Source organism: Oceanimonas doudoroffii, assembly GCF_002242685.1.
Classification (GTDB): Bacteria; Pseudomonadota; Gammaproteobacteria; order Enterobacterales; family Aeromonadaceae; genus Oceanimonas; species Oceanimonas doudoroffii.
In genome coordinates this window covers 161,582-179,545 of the sequence record NZ_NBIM01000001.1, presented here as the reverse complement: position 1 = coordinate 179,545, position 17,964 = coordinate 161,582, and the positions used below count along the sequence as shown (strand labels likewise).

Sequence of the window (17,964 nt, the reverse complement as noted above, 5' to 3'; positions counted from 1 at the left end):
AATGATAAACTTTAACAAGCCTCCAGTCACTGGAGCTGAGCAGGGTTATATAATTGAAGCAATCAATAGCCCCAAACTTTCTGGTGATGGCCACTTTGGTAAAAGGTGCCAGAGTTGGTTTGAAGAAAAACTTGGATGTAAAAAAGCATTACTAACACCATCTTGCACAGCTGCGCTTGAGATGGCAGCCATATTATTCGACATTCAACCTGGGGATGAAGTAATCATGCCCAGCTACACCTTTGTAAGTACGGCTAATGCTTTTGTATTACGTGGCGCAAAAATTATTTTTGTAGATATCCGCAAAGATACAATGAACATTGACGAAACAAAGATTGAAGCTGCAATAACTGATAGAACTAAGGTGTTAGTACCCGTTCATTATGCTGGAGTCGGGTGCGAAATGGAAAAAATCATGGATCTGGCAAATAAATATGGCTTATTTGTAGTAGAAGATGCGGCTCAAGGAATGATGTCCACTTACAAGAATAGGCCACTAGGCACTTTTGGTCACTTGGGAGCCTTTAGCTTTCATGAGACAAAAAATTATACTAGCGGTGGTGAAGGTGGTTTGCTGATTATCAACGATGAAAAATTAGCACAACGAGCTGAAATAATAAGAGAGAAAGGAACCAACAGAAGCCTGTTCTTTCGTGGAATGGTAGACAAGTACAGCTGGGTTGATATTGGCAGCAGCTTCTTACCTTCTGAGTTACAGTCAGCATATTTATGGGCACAACTAGAACATGCAGAAAAAATAAATGAAAAACGCCTTTCTCTTTGGAGTCATTACAAAGACCAATTAGAGCCTCTAGTCAAAAAAGGCTGCATTGAAGCCCCTAGCATACCAATGAACTGCAAGCACAATGCACACATGTTTTATATTAAAGTAAAACGTTTAAAACAAAGAACAATGTTACTTAACTTCTTAAAGTCCCAAGGTGTAATGGCAGTATTTCATTACATACCTCTACACAATGCCGAAGCCGGCAAAAAATATAGCAAATTCATAGGGAAAGATGAAAACACCACGAGTGAAAGTGAAAGGCTTATTCGCTTACCACTTTACTTCAACATGACCCATGATGAAGTAATTAAAGTCAGCAACGCGGTCACAACCTTCTTTGAATAAACAGCATTAAATTTCGGGGTTATTAGTGTCTCACTTAAACATAACCATTGCCGGCACCGGCTATGTTGGCTTATCCAACGCCATGCTGCTGGCACAACATAATAAAGTTATTGCCGCCGATATAGTACCGGAGAAGGTACAATTACTGAACGACAAAATCTCACCGATAGAAGACAAGGAAATCAGTGACTTCCTTGCCAACAAAGCACTGGACTTCACGGCAACCCTGGATGCAGAGCAGGCTTATCGTGAGGCAGATTTCGTAATTATTGCCACCCCTACCGACTATGATCCCGAAACCAATTACTTCAACACTAAAAGTGTGGAATCGGTGATCGATCAGGTTATGTCGGTAAACCCCAACGCCGTGATGGTTATCAAATCCACGGTGCCTGTGGGTTACACCGTGTCGGTGAAAGAAAAATTTGGCACGGATAATATTATCTTTTCCCCCGAGTTTTTGCGTGAAGGCAAGGCCCTTTACGATAACCTCTACCCCAGCCGCATTATTGTGGGTGAACGCAGTGAACGCGCCGAGCAGTTTGCCACCCTGCTGCAGCAGGGCGCCATCAGGCAGAATGTGCCGGTGCTGTTTACCGACAGCACCGAGGCCGAAGCCATCAAGCTGTTTTCCAATACCTACCTGGCCATGCGGGTGGCCTACTTCAACGAGCTAGACAGCTATGCCGAAAGCCACGGCCTTAACAGCCGCCAGATTATTGAAGGGGTCGGGCTGGATCCTCGCATTGGCAGCCACTACAACAACCCCAGTTTTGGCTACGGTGGTTATTGCCTTCCCAAAGACACCAAGCAGTTGCTGGCCAATTATCAGGATGTGCCCAACAACATGATCCAGGCCATTGTGGATGCCAACCGCACCCGCAAGGATTTTATTGCCGAATCGGTTATCAAGCGTAACCCTCGGGTTGTGGGTGTCTACCGCCTGGTGATGAAATCCGGGTCAGACAACTTTCGCGCCTCTGCCATTCAGGGCATTATGAAGCGCCTTAAAGGCAAAGGCATTGAGGTGGTGGTATATGAGCCCGAGCTGCACCAGCCCGAGTTTTTCCACTCTCGTGTGATCACCCATCTTGACGAGTTCAAGCAAACGGCGGATGTGATCCTGGCCAACCGCATGACCGAGCAGTTGCAGGATGTGGCCAGCAAGGTATATACCCGGGATCTGTTTGGCAGTGATTAAATACCTCGCTCAGCAGGCAGCCCGCTTGCTGCCGGGCAAGGCCAGGGCAGCCAACGCCAAACAGGGTGCAGAAGAACGGCTGCTTTGCCACAGTGGCCTGTTCAACGCCGAATGGTATTTGCTGCAAAATCCCGATGTTGCAGCGGCAGGCATGAGCCCCGTGCGCCACTACCTGCTGCACGGCTGGCGAGAAGGCCGGGAGCCGGGGCCGGCGTTTGATACCGGCTACTACCTGGAGCAGCAACCCGGTGCAGCATCGGCCAACATGGCGCCACTGTTGCACTATCTGCAGGTTGGCAAGGCACAGGGGGCCACCCCCAAACTGCAGTGGGGCAGCGCTCCATGGTGGTGGAGCCTGGCGTCTTCCTCAACCCACAGCGAGGCAGACCATGCCAGGCTGGCACGCCTTTCCACAGCCGGCTGGCCAGTGATTATTATTCCGGTATTCAATGCCGCCACAGCGGTTGAAGCGTGCCTGGAGTCGGTGCGGGCTTATACCCCTTCCGGCTGCCGGGTGTTGGTGATTAACGATGCCAGCACAGAAGCGGCCATTGTTCCATTGCTCAAGAAATATAAAACCGTGCCGGGTTTTGAGGTGTTCACTCACGCTCATAACAAGGGCTATACCCATACGGTGAACGAAGGTATCGCACTGGCCGGGCAAGCCGATGTCATTCTGTTAAATTCCGACACCTGCGTTTCTGCCGGCTGGGTGCAACGGCTGCGCTGGGCCGCCTGCTCCCATCCCAGAGTGGCAACTGTCACCCCTTTTTCCAATAACGCGGGGGCATTTTCAGTCCCTGCCCCCGGCGTTAATCCACTGCCACAGGGCACCAGCCTTGCCGAGTGTGCCCGTGCCATTGCACAGGCATCCGGTCATTACTTGCCAGCAGTGCCTACCGGCAACGGCTTTTGCATGTATATTCGCCGCAGCTGCCTTGATGATATTGGCTGCTTTGATGAACAGGCCTTTCCGCGGGGTTATGGAGAAGAAAACGACTTTTGCATGCGTGCCGGTGCTCAGGCCTGGCTGCATCTGATTGATGACAGTACCTATATTGCTCATCAACGCTCGGCCAGCTTTGGTACCGCAAAAGAGGCCCTGCTGCAGGCAGGCCGTGCCGTTGTGGATGCCCGTTACCCACACTACACCGAGCAGGTACGTCAGGCGTTTGCCGCCCCCGCACTGCAACAAGCACGCAGCCGGGTGGGAACCGTACTAAGGCAGTTTGCCGGCTCTCATGCCCAAATCCGGCCACGGGTGCTTTATGTTATTTCAACACGCACCGGTGGCACCCCCCAGACCAATCAGGATCTGATGCAGGCGCTGGCACCCGAGGTGGAAGCGCTGGTGCTGCACTGCAATGGACAGCGTATTACGCTGGAACATTTTGCCGATGGTGTTTATACCGAAATCAACAACCATATACTGGCCGAGCCAGTCAGGGCGTTACCGCACAAAAGCGAAGAATATGATGCAGTAGTCGCAAACTGGCTGATGCAATGGTCGATAGAGCTTGTGCATATACGCCATATCGCCTGGCACAGCCTGGGGTTACTCGAGGTGACTGCTCACCTGGGCATACCCAGTATCTTCTCTTTTCACGACTTCTATACTCTGTGCCCAACCGTCAAGTTACTGGATGACAGGCAGCAGTTCTGTGCCGCACGCTGCACGGCCGGGCAAGGCCATTGTCAACACGAGCTGTGGCCAGAGAACAGCTTTAACCATCTCAAACACGGCCAGATCCATGCCTGGCAATCGGCGTTTGAACTGGCGCTCTCATTATGCAATGCCTTTATTACCACCACCGGGTTTGCCCGTAACCTGCTGGTGCAGCGTTACCCTGCCCTGGCAAACAAGCTGTTCAGGGTCATACCCCATGGTCGTGACTTTGCGGCCCTGCAGCAACTGGCCGTTTGCACCGGTGACGATGAGCCGCTGCGGCTGGTGGTGCCAGGCAGCCTGTCGAAAGCAAAAGGCGGAAGGTTAATACAGGCTCTGGCAGAAAAAATGCCTCCGGAATCATTGCAAATACATCTTTTGGGAGATCTGGCCCCTGGCTTGCGGATGCCGGCTCATGTTATTTGTCACGGCAAATACCGGCGAGAGGAATTTTCGCGGAAAATAGCCGAAATCAGGCCTCATCTGGGGGCTGTGCTCTCCATTTGGCCCGAAACCTGGTGCCATACGCTTACCGAACTCTGGGCGTGCGGCATCCCCGTTGTGGGTATGAATACCGGCGCCGTGGGTGAGCGCATTACCAGCAGCGGCGCAGGCTGGCTATTGCGTCATGCCAATGTTGCCGAACTAAGCCACCTGCTGACGCTGGCAAGCCAACCCGGCGAATGGCAGCAAAAAGCAGACGCCGTACGCTGCTGGCAGCAATACGATGGCAGGCTCTCAAACACACGCCAAATGGCAGAGCAGTACCTGGATGTGTATCAGCAGGTCAGCTCATCAGAAACAGCCACCACGCATCATGTATTTAATAAAAATAAAGTTTGCCAGAATTAAGAATTCTCAGGAGTACACATGAATATATTGTTAGGCACTTCGGCTTTTTGTGACAGGGATGAGGCTACAACCCTGTTACTGCAGGCAAACATTTCCCCAACTGAAATACTGGCTCTTGAAAACGAACAGGCACTAAACCATGCAGGCGAGCTGCTTGAAAATAATGCAGCTAACGCCATTGTACTTTACGCCCCCCTGGAATGGGTCCTGCAGCAAGCCACTGAACAGGGCTTTGTCATTGAGCAGGCACTGGTCACCTGGCAACAAAACGCCAGCCAGTTAATTCGCTTTTACAAACAACACCGAACCCGGGTTTTGCTGGCTAATTTTGTCGAGGTTTTTTCATCCCCTCGAGCATTTGCAGATGCGTGTGCCAACCGCTGGCCGGAATTGACGGTTAACTGTAACGAGTCACTCCGTGCTGAAGCAAAGCCGGATCCTTTCTACCAGCTGCTGGCTTATGCAATTCAAAGCCAGGCACCAGCACTGCAAACCCTGGGCCAGCAGCTGGCAGCCCTGTCTCAGCCGCTGGCAGAACACTCCCCCGAGCACTCCTTGCTGCCGGTGGATATAAATCAACTGGTCACTCATTATCAAAATGCCATTTCTGTGCAACAGCAACTGCCCGGATTACTGGAAAAACAAGCCATAAATCAGGTGCTTTTGAATGAACTTAAAGAGAAAGCTCATCATCAGCAGCAACTTGCTGAACAGGAAAGGCAGGCTTATAGCCAGGAAAAACAAGAGTGGCAAAGCCAAAACACCCGGTTGCAGGAGCAACTGAACAGCCTGCAACAAGCACATAACCAGACCAGGCAAAAACAGGATGAGCTGCAGCAGGAAAATCAGCTGTTGCTGGAGCAGTTATTTGCCGTGCAGGAAGCACTGGAGTCACGCACACTGGAGCATGAAAAGCAGCGTGCTCAGCATCAACAGCAACAGGAGCAACTGAACGGCCTGCAACAAGTACATAATCAGACCAGGCAAAAACAGGATGAACTGCAGCAGGAAAATCAGCAGCTACTGGAGCAGTTGTTTACCGTGCAAGAAGCGCTGGAGTCACGCACACTGGAGTATGAAAAGCAGCGTGCTCAGCATCAACAACAGCAGCAGGCTTACAATAAAGAACAACAGGAGCTTTACAGTAAAATCACCCAACAGCAGGAGCAACTGAATAGCCAGCAGCAAGTACTTAACCAGGCCAAAAACGAACAGAATGAGCTACAGCAAGAAAACCAGCTGTTGCTGGAGCAGTTGTTTTCTGTTCAGGAAGAGTTTGAAAATTACTTTATTTCATCTGCACAGAAAGATCATCAGCCGGCAGTCTCAGATACACCTGCTGTTTCTCAAAGTGCCAGCAATGAGAAAGTTTCTGTGCTGAAACAACAATTTCAAAAACGAGCAGAACAAAAAGCACTCAAAAGAAAACTTGCCGACTTGTATAACTCATCACTTTTCGATGCAAAGTGGTATCTTGCGCAGTACCCGGATGTAGCAAATGACAAGAAATTTCGCAAGAACCCAGCTCTCCACTATCTCAGGTTTGGTGGCTTTGAAGGCCGCAACCCCGGCCCCAACTTTGATAGCGCCACCTACTTATTGCTAAACCCTGATGTAAAAGCGGAAGGATTTAATCCTCTGTTACATTATCTCCGGTTTGGTCAAGCCGAAAACAGACGCACCAGCTGATTATGATTGAGTAGCGTAACAATAATTTTAATATGAGAAGAGCTAATGCAGTATCAATCATTTCCCGGCGTTAAGGGCGGTTCGGCCTCATCACAAAAACTGGCCGCGTTACGCCTGCCCCCTCTGTCTGGCAAGCGTTTTCTGGATGTAGGCTGTAACGAAGGTTTTTTCTGTGGCTATGCCCTGTTTGAAGGTGCCAGTCAGGTAGTGGGCATGGATAAATCGGCAGATGCCATTGGCAAGGCCAGAGTGCGTTTTCCTGATGCGGAGTTTGTTAACCAGTCCTGGGATACACTGCCTGATGGCCGTTTTGATGTTATCACCCTGCTTTCTGCCCTGCATTATGCCGAAGATCAGGAAGCGCTCATCCACCGGCTGATGAGCCTGCTGACCGATGATGGCCTGCTGGTACTGGAGATCAGCATGGCACCGGGAACGCAGAATGAATGGGTTAAAGTACAGCGCGCCATTGACGAGCGTTTTTTTCCTACCCGTATCAAGCTGGGCCACATTCTCAAAGACTATGCCTGGAAGGTAATTGGCCACAGCGTAATGCAAGCCGGTGATCCGCTGCAACGTTATGTGGTGCATGTGCGCAAGCTCAAGCCCTATGCATGGCTACTCATCCAGGAACCAGGATCAGGCAAGTCCACTATTTGCCGGCGCATGTTCGGCGGAAAACCCGGTATTCCGGTTATTTCTGGCGATCGCACCTACCTGCAGATCAGCCAGGGCAAGCTCAATGTATCCGATGAGCTGCGTGCTTTGGTCAGCGAGGGCTTTACTACCGCTACCATAGACAAAACAACCCGGAAGGTATTGGAGCAGGGTATGGCAATCGAGCTGGTACAACTGTGGAGCAACCAGGCCGGGTTCCGTGACTTTGCACTTGACTCTTACGTACCTGCCGAGTTTCACCAGCAAATAAAGGATGCACTGCAAGCACTGGGCTACTTTCCGGTTGAAGTGTCGTGGAATGCCAGCACACCGCTTACCAAAGCACAAACAGCCACCAGCAAAGCCAGGCAGTATGAAAAACATCTAAAAAAGGAGCAAACGGCTTTTACCGGCGAGTATGTTCAGGTTGCCAAACAACTTAAAAAAGAACTCAAACCATTGATCCAATGGCATCTGGACTCCCCTGGCAATGGTGCTTTACATACCAGTGCAGGCACCATTCGTGTTGCCGGCTGGGCAATAACCAAAGAATATCTGCAAGCCAGCTACCTTCTTTATGTCACCGGGCCGGAAGAGGCAGCTCGCTTATTTACTCCGGATAGAGCCAGAAAAGACGTACTGAACGCCGTGTTCGGCAACACCGAAGCCGCCCCTATGTTTTGGCAGGAACATCCCTGTGGTTTTAGCTTTGAACTGCCTGCAAACTGGCTGGAGCACGGCATTGAGTTCGGCCTGGTTATCAATGATGCCCGCATTCCACTAGCGCATCTCTCCACCTCACGCCCCAAGGCTGCTGGTCTGAGCTCTCAACTTGTTCAGGGTTTAAAGCGGTTACGAAGCTGACATGATGCCGGTAGCTCAACAAGCAATAACCAGCTCAATGCAGCGCATTGAGCTGAACACAAGCAATCTCGACGGCTCGGGCTGGATACTGGTTAGTGGTCAGTTGCAGTATGATGGCCCCGAACTGGAAGCCAGGCTCGTTATAGAGCCGGTGCATGGCAAGCTTCTTGTTCTTGATATGCCCATAACCCTCAAGGGCAAGTTGTATGAACTGATTAGGCTGACTGCTGCAAAACAGATGTGGCTGGAAGTAAAAAGCATGGGGCCTGCCGGCGGGCTTGATACCGTCACCGTAACTCGTACAAACTTGGCCACCGCTCGTTATTTGATGTGGCGCCGGCTGTATAACACCTATACCACCGCCACCCCGGCACAACGGCGTGTACTGGGTTTGCATCCGCTCGCCATGCTGCGCGCTCCTTATTCGGCGTATGCACTGATTGGCAAGAGCCGTTATTACACAGCCTCACCTTCCTACGCTCGGTGGATTGAACAGAGCGAGCATTTTACTCCGGCCGTTGCCCGACGCCTGAAACGCGCGGTAAAAAAACAGGCGTTTACCGGTGTCATGTTTGAGGTAGTCATAGACGCTCGCCAGGCCGCCTCGCCTGCCATCGTGCAACAAACCCTGAATTCGCTGCAGCAGCAACTGGAAATCGCACCGGCAGCGTGCAAGGTGTTGCTGACTGCGCAGCAAAAGCATGACTGGGTATCGCTGTTCAAACATGCCGAACCCATCGCGGTTGAGGCACTGGCGGAAACACACTGGCCCGATAACCACTGGGTGTTGCTGCTGCAGGCTGGCACCCGCATGGCACCCTGGGCGCTGGCCTGGCTGGCCGCAGAGGCACGCAAGCCGAATATTGCCTTTATCTATTCGGATCACGACTACTGGCTGCATAACGCACGGGAAAACCCGCAGTTCAAACCCGACTGGTCGCCAGAACTGGCCCGCAGCGCCGGCTTTGTGGGATCGGCCTTTGCCCTGCGCGGCCATGTGCTGACCCGGGCCCTGGCCACCTGTGGCTTTAACTCGCCCTATGAGCTGATGCTGGAATCGACTGTACACCTGAAGGACAGCGCGGTCTGTCATATTCCTGCCGTACTGTTTCACTATGGTGCGGCCGAGAGCTCAACGACGGAGCGTTCTGCCCTGGAACAGTATTTTCAGCGCCATCAGGTAGCCGCCACCGTGTGTGAGCAGGGGAATTATTTAAGAGTGCGTTATGCGTTGCCGCAGGCCTTGCCCAAAGTCTCCATTGTGGTGCCCACCCGCGATGCGCTGCACTATCTGCAAACCTGTGTAGACAGCCTGCTGCAAAAAACCACCTGGCCCAACTACGAGCTGCTGGTGGTAGACAACCAAAGCAGTGCGCCTGCAACCCTGGCGTATTTTGAGCAGATATCCCGCCACCACAATGTAAAAGTGCTGCGCTATGACAAGCCGTTTAACTTTTCAGCCATTAACAATTTCGCGGTGGCGCACGCCAGTGGCGATGTGATTTGTTTGCTGAACAACGATACCGAAGTGATAAGCCCCGACTGGCTGGAAGAAATGGTATCGCGCCTGCTGCAACCAGGCGTGGGAGTAGTAGGCGCCCGCCTGTACTTCAGTGATGGCAGAATTCAGCACGCCGGCGACGTGTTGGGCCCCGGCGGTTGCGCCACCCATTTGCACGGCATACTGGAAGAAAACGATCCCGGTTATATGCACCGGGCTGTGCTGGCTCAGGACTTGTCGGCGGTTACCGCTGCCTGCCTGGTGACTCACAAAGCGCTGTATCAGCAGCTGAAAGGACTTAACGAAACCCACCTGCCTGTAGCCTTTAACGATGTAGATTATTGTCTGCGAGTCAGAGAAGCCGGGCTTCGCGTGATTTACACGCCTTATGCCGAGCTTTACCACCACGAGTCGATATCTCGCGGCAAAGATGACTCGGCGGAAAAACAGGCCCGGGCAAAAGGTGAAACACAATATATGCGCAGCCGCTGGGGCCACATTATTGAGCGGGATCCGTTTTATAACCCCAACCTCAACTATTCCCAGCCCGACTTCCGGCTGGGTAAAATCCCCCGGGTGGAGTGGCCGTGGTAACGCCGGCCACTACCCTGGTGGTGCAGCAGGGCGCCAACCCGTCCACCGATTTTTTTGTCCGCCCTTGGTTGGCGGCTACGAGCTCATCCATAACAGAGGTCGATTTAAGCGCACCATGCCCACCACTGACTACGCCACTGGCAGGACTGGTATTTGTGCGTTACCTCACCCCAGCCTGGCGACAATGGGTGGAGAACAACCGCGCACAGCTGGGCCAGCTGGCGTTTTTTATGGACGACGATCTGTTCGATCCGCGTGCCCATGCCGGTTTGCCGCTGCGCTATCGTTACAAGCTCTGGCTGCTGGCCCGGCGGCATAAACGCTGGCTGCAGCGCATGGGGGCCGAGCTGTGGGTCTCCACACCATTTCTGGCGAAGAAGTATGCCGAGTGGTCGCCACTGGTGCTGCAGCCACAGTCACCCTATGCGCACTCAACGCCACAAAAAACGCTGTTTTATCATGGCTCGGCGTCTCACGGGGCGGAGTTTGCGTGGTTGTATCCGGTGTTTGAACAGGTGCTGGCACAGGATGCCAACCTGAGCGTGGAGCTAATCGGAAACCATAGAGTGCGCAGGCAGTATGCCGCCCTGCCCCGGGTACATGTGCTGCACCCCATGAGCTGGCCAGCCTACCAGGCCTTGCTGGCTCGCCCGGGCCGCACCATTGGTCTGGTGCCACTGCTGAATAACCGTTTTAACGCCGCCCGGGCGCCCACCAAGTTTTTTGATATTACTCAGGCTGGCGCCGTGGGTATTTATGCGGATCATCCGATTTATCGTTCTGTCATCCGGCACCCATACAATGGACTATTACTGCCCATGGATCAGCAAGCCTGGGTGAATGCCATTTTGCGGTTAAGTGAAAATAAAGAAGAGCGAAAAAAAATGTGTAACAATGCCGCGCGCTTATTACAACGCCCTTATTCGTAACCAAGCTATAACAATACAAAGGGATAAAAACAAAACATGAAAGCCATCATTCCAGTTGCCGGCCTCGGCACCCGCATGCTGCCCGCCACCAAGGCCATTCCCAAGGAAATGCTGCCCATCGTAGACAAGCCGCTTATTCAGTATGTGGTGAGTGAGGTGGTGGCCGCCGGCTTCAAGGAAATTGTGCTGGTTACCCACTCCAGTAAAAACTCCATTGAAAACCACTTTGACACCAGCTTTGAGCTGGAGGCCACGCTGGAAAAACGGGTAAAGCGCCAGCTGCTGGAAGAAGTGCGCAGCATTTGCCCCGCCGACGTCACCATTATGCATGTGCGCCAGGGCGCCGCCAAAGGCCTGGGCCACGCCGTGTTGTGCGCCCGCCCCATGGTGGGTGACGAACCTTTCGCTGTGATATTGCCCGATGTACTGATAGACGATGCCGCCTGCAATCTGGCGCAAGACAACCTGGCCCGTATGCGTGAGCGCTTTGAAGCAGCAGGCAACAGCCAGATTATGGTGGAGCCGGTGCCGGAGCAGCTGGTCAGCCAGTATGGCGTAGTGGATTGCATGGGCCATGAGGTGGCCGTGGATCAAAGCAAGCCCATGACCGGCATTGTGGAAAAGCCGGCTCCGGAAGAGGCTCCGTCCAATCTGGCCGTAGTAGGCCGCTATGTGCTGAGCCAGGCCATCTGGCCGCTGCTTGAAAAAACGCCTCCCGGCGCCGGGGATGAAATTCAGCTTACCGATGCCATTGCCGAGCTGATGCAACAAGAGCGGGTAGACGCCTATCGCATGGTGGGAAAAAGCCACGACTGCGGCAGCAAGCTGGGCTATATGAAGGCCAATGTGGAATATGCCCTGCGCCACCCCGGGCTGGGTGAAGACTTCGCCAGGCTGCTGGCCGGTTACACCGGCGCCAAGGTGTTGCCCTTTGCCGCTGGCGAATAATCACGGAGCAACTGTGCCGTTATCTACACTCCCTCTGTTTGCGGCGCTGCAGCACAGCGCCCAGCACCTCCCCCCCCTGGCCAAACGTTTTCAGCAAAACAGCCAGCGGGCACAACAGCTGACCTTTCATTTTGGGCAGAGCCTGCTGGTGGATATTTCCCGCCAGCAGGTGTGCACCACAACCCTGGCTCAGCTATGCGAGCTGGCCCGGCAACTGAACCTGCCTAAAGCCATTGCCGGCCTGTTTGCCGATAACTGTTTTAACCCCAGCGAGCAGCGTGCGGTGCTACACACCGCATTGCGCATGCCAGCCGGTGCCGTGCTTGAACATAATGGCGTTAACATTATTCCCGCCGTACATGCCGAGCTTGCCAAAATGCGCCGCTTTTGCCAGCGGGTGCATAACGGCGACTGGCGGGGTTACACCGGTCAGCCGATTAAAGATGTGGTGAATATAGGCATTGGCGGCTCCGATCTAGGGCCGGCGATGGTGTGCGAGGCATTGGCGCCCTATTGCACCACCGGTATTCGCGCCCATTTTGTGTCGAATATTGACCCCGCACACCTGGCCACCACCCTGGCCAGGCTTAATCCGGCCACTACCCTGTTTGTGGCGTCATCCAAAAGCTTTGGCACCGATGAAACCATGTCCAACGCCATGGCGGCCCGCCAGTGGCTGCTGAATGCCTGTGGCAACCCTGGCCTGGTGCAGCAGCATTTTGTGGCGGTATCCACCAACCAGCGCAAGGTGGTGGAGTTTGGTATTGCTGCCGAAAATATGTTCGAGTTCTGGAGCTGGGTGGGCGGGCGTTTTTCACTGTGGTCGGCCATTGGCCTGCCCATTGCACTGGCCATAGGCTTTGAGCGCTTTGAGGAACTGCTGGCCGGCGCCCACGCCATGGATGAGCACCTGCGCACCATGCCCTTTGAGCAAAACATTCCGGTATTGCTGGCGCTGCTTACGGTGTGGAACCACAACGTGCTTGGCCACGCCAGCGAAGGCGTGTTCCCCTACAGCCAGCTGATGCACCGTTTTCCAGCCTTTTTGCAGCAGCTGAACATGGAGTCGAACGGCAAGTCGGTCACCCTGAGCGGTGAGCAAGTAAGTTCAGCTACCGGCCCCATTGTGTGGGGCGATGTGGGCTCCAACAGCCAGCATGCATTTTTTCAGTTGCTGCACCAGGGCACCGCAGTGGTGCCGGCCGAGTTTATCGGCTTTGTGAATTCGCCTTACGACTTTCCCGCTCACCGCCACAAGCTGCTGGCCAATATGCTGGCCCAGGCCGAGGCGCTAGCATTTGGCAAGTCAGCGGCTGATGTTGAAGCCGAGCTGAGAGCAGAGGGCTTAAGCGAGCAGAGCATTGCCGAGCTGCTGCCTAGCAAGGTCATGCCGGGCAACCGCCCCAGCACCGTGATTTTGTGCAAGGAACTCACACCCCATACCCTGGGCAGCCTGATCGCCATGTATGAGCACAAAACCTTTGTGCAGGGTGTACTGTGGGGCGTGAACAGCTTCGATCAATGGGGCGTGGAGCTAGGCAAAAAACTCGCCAGCGGGCTGGTGGATACGCTTATGGGTAAAACCGACGCCGCTGCGCATGATCCGGCGACACAACAGCTGGTTCAGCAGATTTTTGAGTGGCGGAAGTAAAAAGGGGCCTACTCATGAGCTTAAGCACTTTATGCTGTTAACCACCTCTTACGGCATCTGGCGCCAGCGCCGGGTGCTTAATGCTTTGCTGGCGCCTCACTCGCTTGGGCTGATGCCCGGCAACAGCCCAGCGGCGGTGGTGGGCTGGGGTATGAAACCCAACACCGGGCGGGCGCGCAACCTGGCTGAGTGGCGTGCCCTGCCCTTCTGGCAGCTGGAAGATGGTTTTGTGGGCTATATCGGCCATCCGGCCAATGGCGGCCACCGATTGTCTCTGATCGTGGATGAGGTGGGCGTGTATTACGATGCCACTTGCCCAAATGCCCTTGAGCACATGCTGCAAAACCTGGACTGGTGGAATAATGGCTGGCAGCAACGTGCCGAGACGCTGCGCCATGATCTGGTTGAGCATGGCATTACCAAATACAACTGTTATGCCGGTAATACCCTGCCAACGGCCGTGGCAGACAGGCTGAACAGCGCCCGCCCCAGGGTGCTGGTGATTGATCAGACCAAAGGCGATCAGTCGGTACGGCTGGGGTTGGCCAGTGAAGCGTCATTTACCAATATGCTGGCTGCCGCCAGGGCCGAGAACCCTAGCGCCCAGATTATTGTGCGCACCCACCCGGATGTGCTGCTTGGGAAAAAACAGGGCTACTTAACCCATGCTGCCGAACCCGATGTGTTGCTGTTGGCCGACAGTGTGAATCCCTTTGCGCTGATGGCGAAAGTGGACAGGGTGTATACCGTGACCTCTCAGCTGGGCTTTGAGGCGCTGCTGGCCGGCAAGCCGGTGGTGTGCTTTGGCGCGCCTTTTTATGCGGGCTGGGGGGTAACCGACGATCGCATTACCGTACCGCGCCGGGGTGAACCGCGCACGGTACCGCAGCTACTGGCAGCAGCGTATTTGCGTTATTGCCGCTACCTGGATCCGGTAACCGGCGAGCGTTGCGAGCTTGAAGAACTGCTGGATTTGATCCTGGCACAACGCGCACCGGTGCCGCCGGTGAATGAGCTGTATGCGGTAGGGTTTTCGCTATGGCGGCGACGTTTTTCCCCGCGTTTTCTACGGCGGTATGCAAACAAAGTAACCTTGGTTGATCGTATTCCGGACAACGGCGTTGTGCCTGACAGTTCGGTGGGGGCTGAAAAGGCCATGGATTCCCGTCCCCGCCTGCGCGAGGATGACGTTCCTTCGCGGAATGACAAAATGGGGAGCGGGAATGACAATAATGCCGTGCTGGTATGGGGTCGCAAATTCGAGCAACAGGCAGCCGCCTGCTCATTGCCGGTGTGGCGCATGGAAGACGGCTTTTTACGCTCGGTGGGGCTGGGCTCGGATCTTCGCCGGCCGGGATCCCTGGTCATTGATCCTGTGGGCATGTATTACGATCCGCGCACGCCGAGTGCCATTGAACATTATTTAAAGCATCATGACTTTTCTGCCCTGGAGATTGAGCTGGGCAAGCGGCTGTTAACGTATTTTCGTGAGCAGTCGCTGACCAAATACAACGTAGGTACGCGCCGCCAGCTTGACTGGCGGGCGCAGGCCGGCGGTCACCCGGTCATCCTGGTGCCCGGTCAGGTGGATGACGATGCCTCGGTGCAACTGGGCAGCCCGTTCGTGGCCGGTAACGCCGCCTTGCTGAAAGCGGTGCGGGCTGCTCATCCCGATTCCTTTATCGTGTTCAAGCCGCACCCGGATGTGGTGAGCGGCAGCCGCAAGGGCCAGGTGCCGGAGAGCGTGCTGGCAGCGTGTGTAGATCGGGTGGAAACCGAGGCCGGTATTGTCGACTGCCTGAATGCCTGCGATAACGTGCATGTGCTCACGTCTTTAACCGGGCTGGAGGCGCTTGTTCGTGGCAAGCCGGTCACGGTCTGGGGCCAGCCGTTTTATGCCGGCTGGGGGCTGACCACGGATATATATCCGGTTTCCCGCCGGGGGCGTGCCCTGTCTTTGCCTGCCCTGATATATGCCACCTACGCCTGGTATCCCACCTATGTGGATTACAAAACCGGGCTTTACAGCACGCCGTTGCGCATGGCGCGCCAGCTGGCCAGGGAACGTGAAAGCCAACGCGAGCCAAAAAGCGCCCTGCTGCGACTGCTACACCGCCGCTTGCGCAAGGCACGTTTTTTATGGGAAGCGTTAACAGGCTGAGCCCGTCTCCTTTCCCCCGCCTGCGTGGACGTCACAAGGCATAACGAAAAAACCCGGCACCAGGCCGGGTTTTGCGTTTATGGCATTATGCTGATCAGTCGAGCAGCAGGCGGTTTACCCGGGCCACAAAGGCGGCGGGGTCTTTCAGTCCGCCCTGCTCGGCAAGCTGGGCCTGCTCCAGCAGCAGCTGGGACCATTCGTTGAACTGCTCACCCTCGCCCAGGCTTTCCAGTTTTTTCACCAGGCTGTGCTCGGGGTTCAGCTCCAGAATGTATTTCTGCTCGGGCACCGGCTGGCCGGCGGCGCGCATCAGCTTGATCATCTGGGTGCTCATGTCGTGCTCGCCGGCCACCACGCAAGACGGGGTGCTGGTCAGGCGGTGGGTCAGGCGCACTTCCTTCACCTCGTCACCCAGGGCGGTTTTCACCCGCTCCAGCAGCGGCTTGAGGGCTTCCTTCGCTTCTTCCTGGGCCTTCTTGGTTTCTTCGTCGTCCAGCTCACCCAGATCCAGCTCACCCTTGGTCACGGACACAAACTGCTTGTCCTTGAACTCGCTCAGGTGGTTCATCAGCCACTCGTCCACCCGCTCCCACATCAGCAGCACTTCAATGCCCTTCTTGCGGAAAATTTCCAGGTGCGGGCTGTGGCTGGCGGCGGCGTAGCTGTCGGCGGTGATGTAGTAGATCTTGTCCTGGCCTTCCTTCATGCGCTCGAGGTAGTCCTCCAGCGACACGGTCTGGGCATCGGCGTCGTTATGGGTGCTGGCAAAGCGCAACAGGCCGGCAATCTGCTCACGGTTGGCGAAGTCTTCCGCCGGGCCTTCTTTCAGCACGTTGCCGAACTCTTTCCAGAAGCCCTGGTATTTTTCGGCGTCGTTCTTGGCCATCTGCTCCAGCATGGACAGCACCCGCTTGGTGCAGGCCTTGCGCAGCTGGGCGGTTACCTTGTTGTCCTGCAGAATTTCGCGAGACACGTTCAGCGGCAGATCGTTGGAGTCGAGCACGCCCTTCACAAAGCGCAGGTAGGTGGGCATGAACTGCTCGGCGTCGTCCATGATGAACACCCGCTGCACATACAGCTTGAGGCCGTGGCTCTGATCGCGGTTGTACAGATCAAAGGGCGCCTTGGCGGGCACATAGAGCAGGCTGGTGTACTCCTGGTTGCCTTCCACCTTGTTGTGGCTCCAGGCCAGGGCGTCCTGCCAGTCGTGGGAGATGTGCTTGTAGAACTCCTGGTATTCCTCATCGCTCACCTCACCCTTGGCGCGGGTCCACAGGGCGGTAGCCTTGTTCACCTGCTCCCACTGACCTTCGGTGGCCGGCGCGGTGACCTTGCCGTCTTCATCGGTCTGCTCGGGATCGCCGTCTTTCCACATTTCCACGGCAATGCTGATGTGATCGGAATACTTGCCCACAATGCTGCGCAGGCGCCAGTCGTCGAGGAACTCAAGCTCTTCTTCGCGCAGGTGCAGAATAACGTCGGTGCCGCGGCCGGTTTTCTCGATGTCGGCCACGGTGAAGCTGCCGTCACCGTCGGATTCCCAGCGCACGCCGCGATCAGTGGCTTCGCCGGCGGCCCGGGTCAGCACGGTGACCTTGTCGGCCACGATAAAGGCGGAGTAGAAGCCCACACCAAACTGACCGATCAGCTGAGAGTCCTTGGCCTGATCGCCAGACAGCTGGCTGAAGAAGGCCTTGGTACCCGACTTGGCAATGGTACCCAGGTGCTCGATCACCTCGTCGCGGGTCATGCCAATGCCGTTGTCGGAAATGGTCAGGGTTTTGTTGTCCTTGTCGATGACCAGGCGCACCCGCAGGTTGCCGTCGCTCTCGAACAGGTCGCTGTCAGACAGCGCCTTGAAGCGCAGTTTGTCGGCAGCATCGGCGGCGTTGGACACCAGCTCACGCAAAAACACTTCTTTGTTGGAGTACAGGCTGTGGGCCATCAGGCTCAGCAGCTGCTTGACTTCGGTTTGAAAACCATGGGTTTCGGTATGCACGGCTTCGGTCATCATCATGTTCCTTGCTTGGTTTAACCTACAGCGAGAAAGATGGGGATGACCGGGCCGTTTTCAAGGGGGAAAGACAAAAACAATACAAGGGTTCGGCGTCATTTCAGG

11 protein-coding genes are annotated in these 17,964 nt (G+C 54.9%); 10 read left to right on the top strand and 1 reads right to left on the bottom strand.

Annotated features, from left to right (window positions below):
• Window position 1 precedes the first annotated feature (1 nt).
• The 10 genes from rffA to B6S08_RS00770 all read left to right on the top strand — a co-directional run bounded on the left by rffA (window position 2) and on the right by B6S08_RS00770 (window position 15,845).
• Window positions 2–1,132, top strand: a complete 1,131-nt coding sequence (gene rffA, locus B6S08_RS00815; protein ID WP_094198889.1) for a dTDP-4-amino-4,6-dideoxygalactose transaminase — start codon at window positions 2–4, stop codon at window positions 1,130–1,132.
• 25 nt (window positions 1,133–1,157) lie between these two features.
• Complete coding sequence (locus B6S08_RS00810) at window positions 1,158–2,333, top strand: nucleotide sugar dehydrogenase (RefSeq protein ID WP_094198888.1); 1,176 nt, start codon at window positions 1,158–1,160, stop codon at window positions 2,331–2,333.
• A 118-nt stretch (window positions 2,334–2,451) separates the two neighbouring features.
• On the top strand, window positions 2,452–4,851 hold the full coding sequence (locus B6S08_RS00805) for a glycosyltransferase (RefSeq protein ID WP_169716347.1): 2,400 nt from the start codon (window positions 2,452–2,454) through the stop codon (window positions 4,849–4,851).
• A gap of 18 nt (window positions 4,852–4,869) precedes the next feature.
• Window positions 4,870–6,540 (top strand): coiled-coil domain-containing protein, encoded by a 1,671-nt coding sequence (locus tag B6S08_RS00800; RefSeq protein WP_094198886.1) that lies wholly within the window; start codon window positions 4,870–4,872, stop codon window positions 6,538–6,540.
• Between the two features lie 45 nt (window positions 6,541–6,585).
• Complete coding sequence (locus tag B6S08_RS00795) at window positions 6,586–8,061, top strand: class I SAM-dependent methyltransferase (RefSeq protein ID WP_094198885.1); 1,476 nt, start codon at window positions 6,586–6,588, stop codon at window positions 8,059–8,061.
• Between the two features lies 1 nt (window position 8,062).
• Window positions 8,063–10,156 (top strand): glycosyltransferase family 2 protein, encoded by a 2,094-nt coding sequence (locus B6S08_RS00790; protein ID WP_094198884.1) that lies wholly within the window; start codon window positions 8,063–8,065, stop codon window positions 10,154–10,156.
• A gap of 155 nt (window positions 10,157–10,311) precedes the next feature.
• On the top strand, window positions 10,312–11,085 hold the full coding sequence (locus tag B6S08_RS00785; protein ID WP_245849784.1) for a glycosyltransferase family protein: 774 nt from the start codon (window positions 10,312–10,314) through the stop codon (window positions 11,083–11,085).
• A 36-nt stretch (window positions 11,086–11,121) separates the two neighbouring features.
• Window positions 11,122–12,033, top strand: coding sequence for a UTP--glucose-1-phosphate uridylyltransferase GalU (galU, locus tag B6S08_RS00780; RefSeq protein WP_094198883.1), 912 nt, complete (start codon window positions 11,122–11,124; stop codon window positions 12,031–12,033).
• Between the two features lie 13 nt (window positions 12,034–12,046).
• Window positions 12,047–13,684, top strand: a complete 1,638-nt coding sequence (gene pgi / locus B6S08_RS00775) for a glucose-6-phosphate isomerase (RefSeq protein ID WP_245849783.1) — start codon at window positions 12,047–12,049, stop codon at window positions 13,682–13,684.
• A gap of 31 nt (window positions 13,685–13,715) precedes the next feature.
• A complete protein-coding gene (locus B6S08_RS00770) occupies window positions 13,716–15,845 on the top strand; it encodes a capsular polysaccharide biosynthesis protein (protein WP_094198881.1) in 2,130 nt (709 codons plus the stop codon).
• Window positions 15,846–15,939: 94 nt separating this feature from the next.
• Here B6S08_RS00770 and htpG read toward each other — a convergent pair whose 3' ends face one another.
• Window positions 15,940–17,856 (bottom strand): molecular chaperone HtpG, encoded by a 1,917-nt coding sequence (gene htpG, locus B6S08_RS00765; RefSeq protein WP_094198880.1) that lies wholly within the window; start codon window positions 17,854–17,856, stop codon window positions 15,940–15,942.
• Window positions 17,857–17,964 lie beyond the last annotated feature (108 nt).

Excerpts from the sequence above, each read along its gene's own strand:
- rffA (WP_094198889.1), top strand. The coding sequence starts at position 2 with ATGATAAACTTTAACAAGCCTCCAGTCACTGGAGCTGAGCAGGGTTAT.
- B6S08_RS00790 (WP_094198884.1), top strand. The coding sequence starts at position 8,063 with ATGATGCCGGTAGCTCAACAAGCAATAACCAGCTCAATGCAGCGCATT.
- galU (WP_094198883.1), top strand. The coding sequence starts at position 11,122 with ATGAAAGCCATCATTCCAGTTGCCGGCCTCGGCACCCGCATGCTGCCC.
- htpG (WP_094198880.1), bottom strand. The coding sequence starts at position 17,856 with ATGACCGAAGCCGTGCATACCGAAACCCATGGTTTTCAAACCGAAGTC.
- B6S08_RS00800 (WP_094198886.1), top strand. The coding sequence starts at position 4,870 with ATGAATATATTGTTAGGCACTTCGGCTTTTTGTGACAGGGATGAGGCT.
- B6S08_RS00795 (WP_094198885.1), top strand. The coding sequence starts at position 6,586 with ATGCAGTATCAATCATTTCCCGGCGTTAAGGGCGGTTCGGCCTCATCA.
- B6S08_RS00770 (WP_094198881.1), top strand. The coding sequence starts at position 13,716 with ATGCTGTTAACCACCTCTTACGGCATCTGGCGCCAGCGCCGGGTGCTT.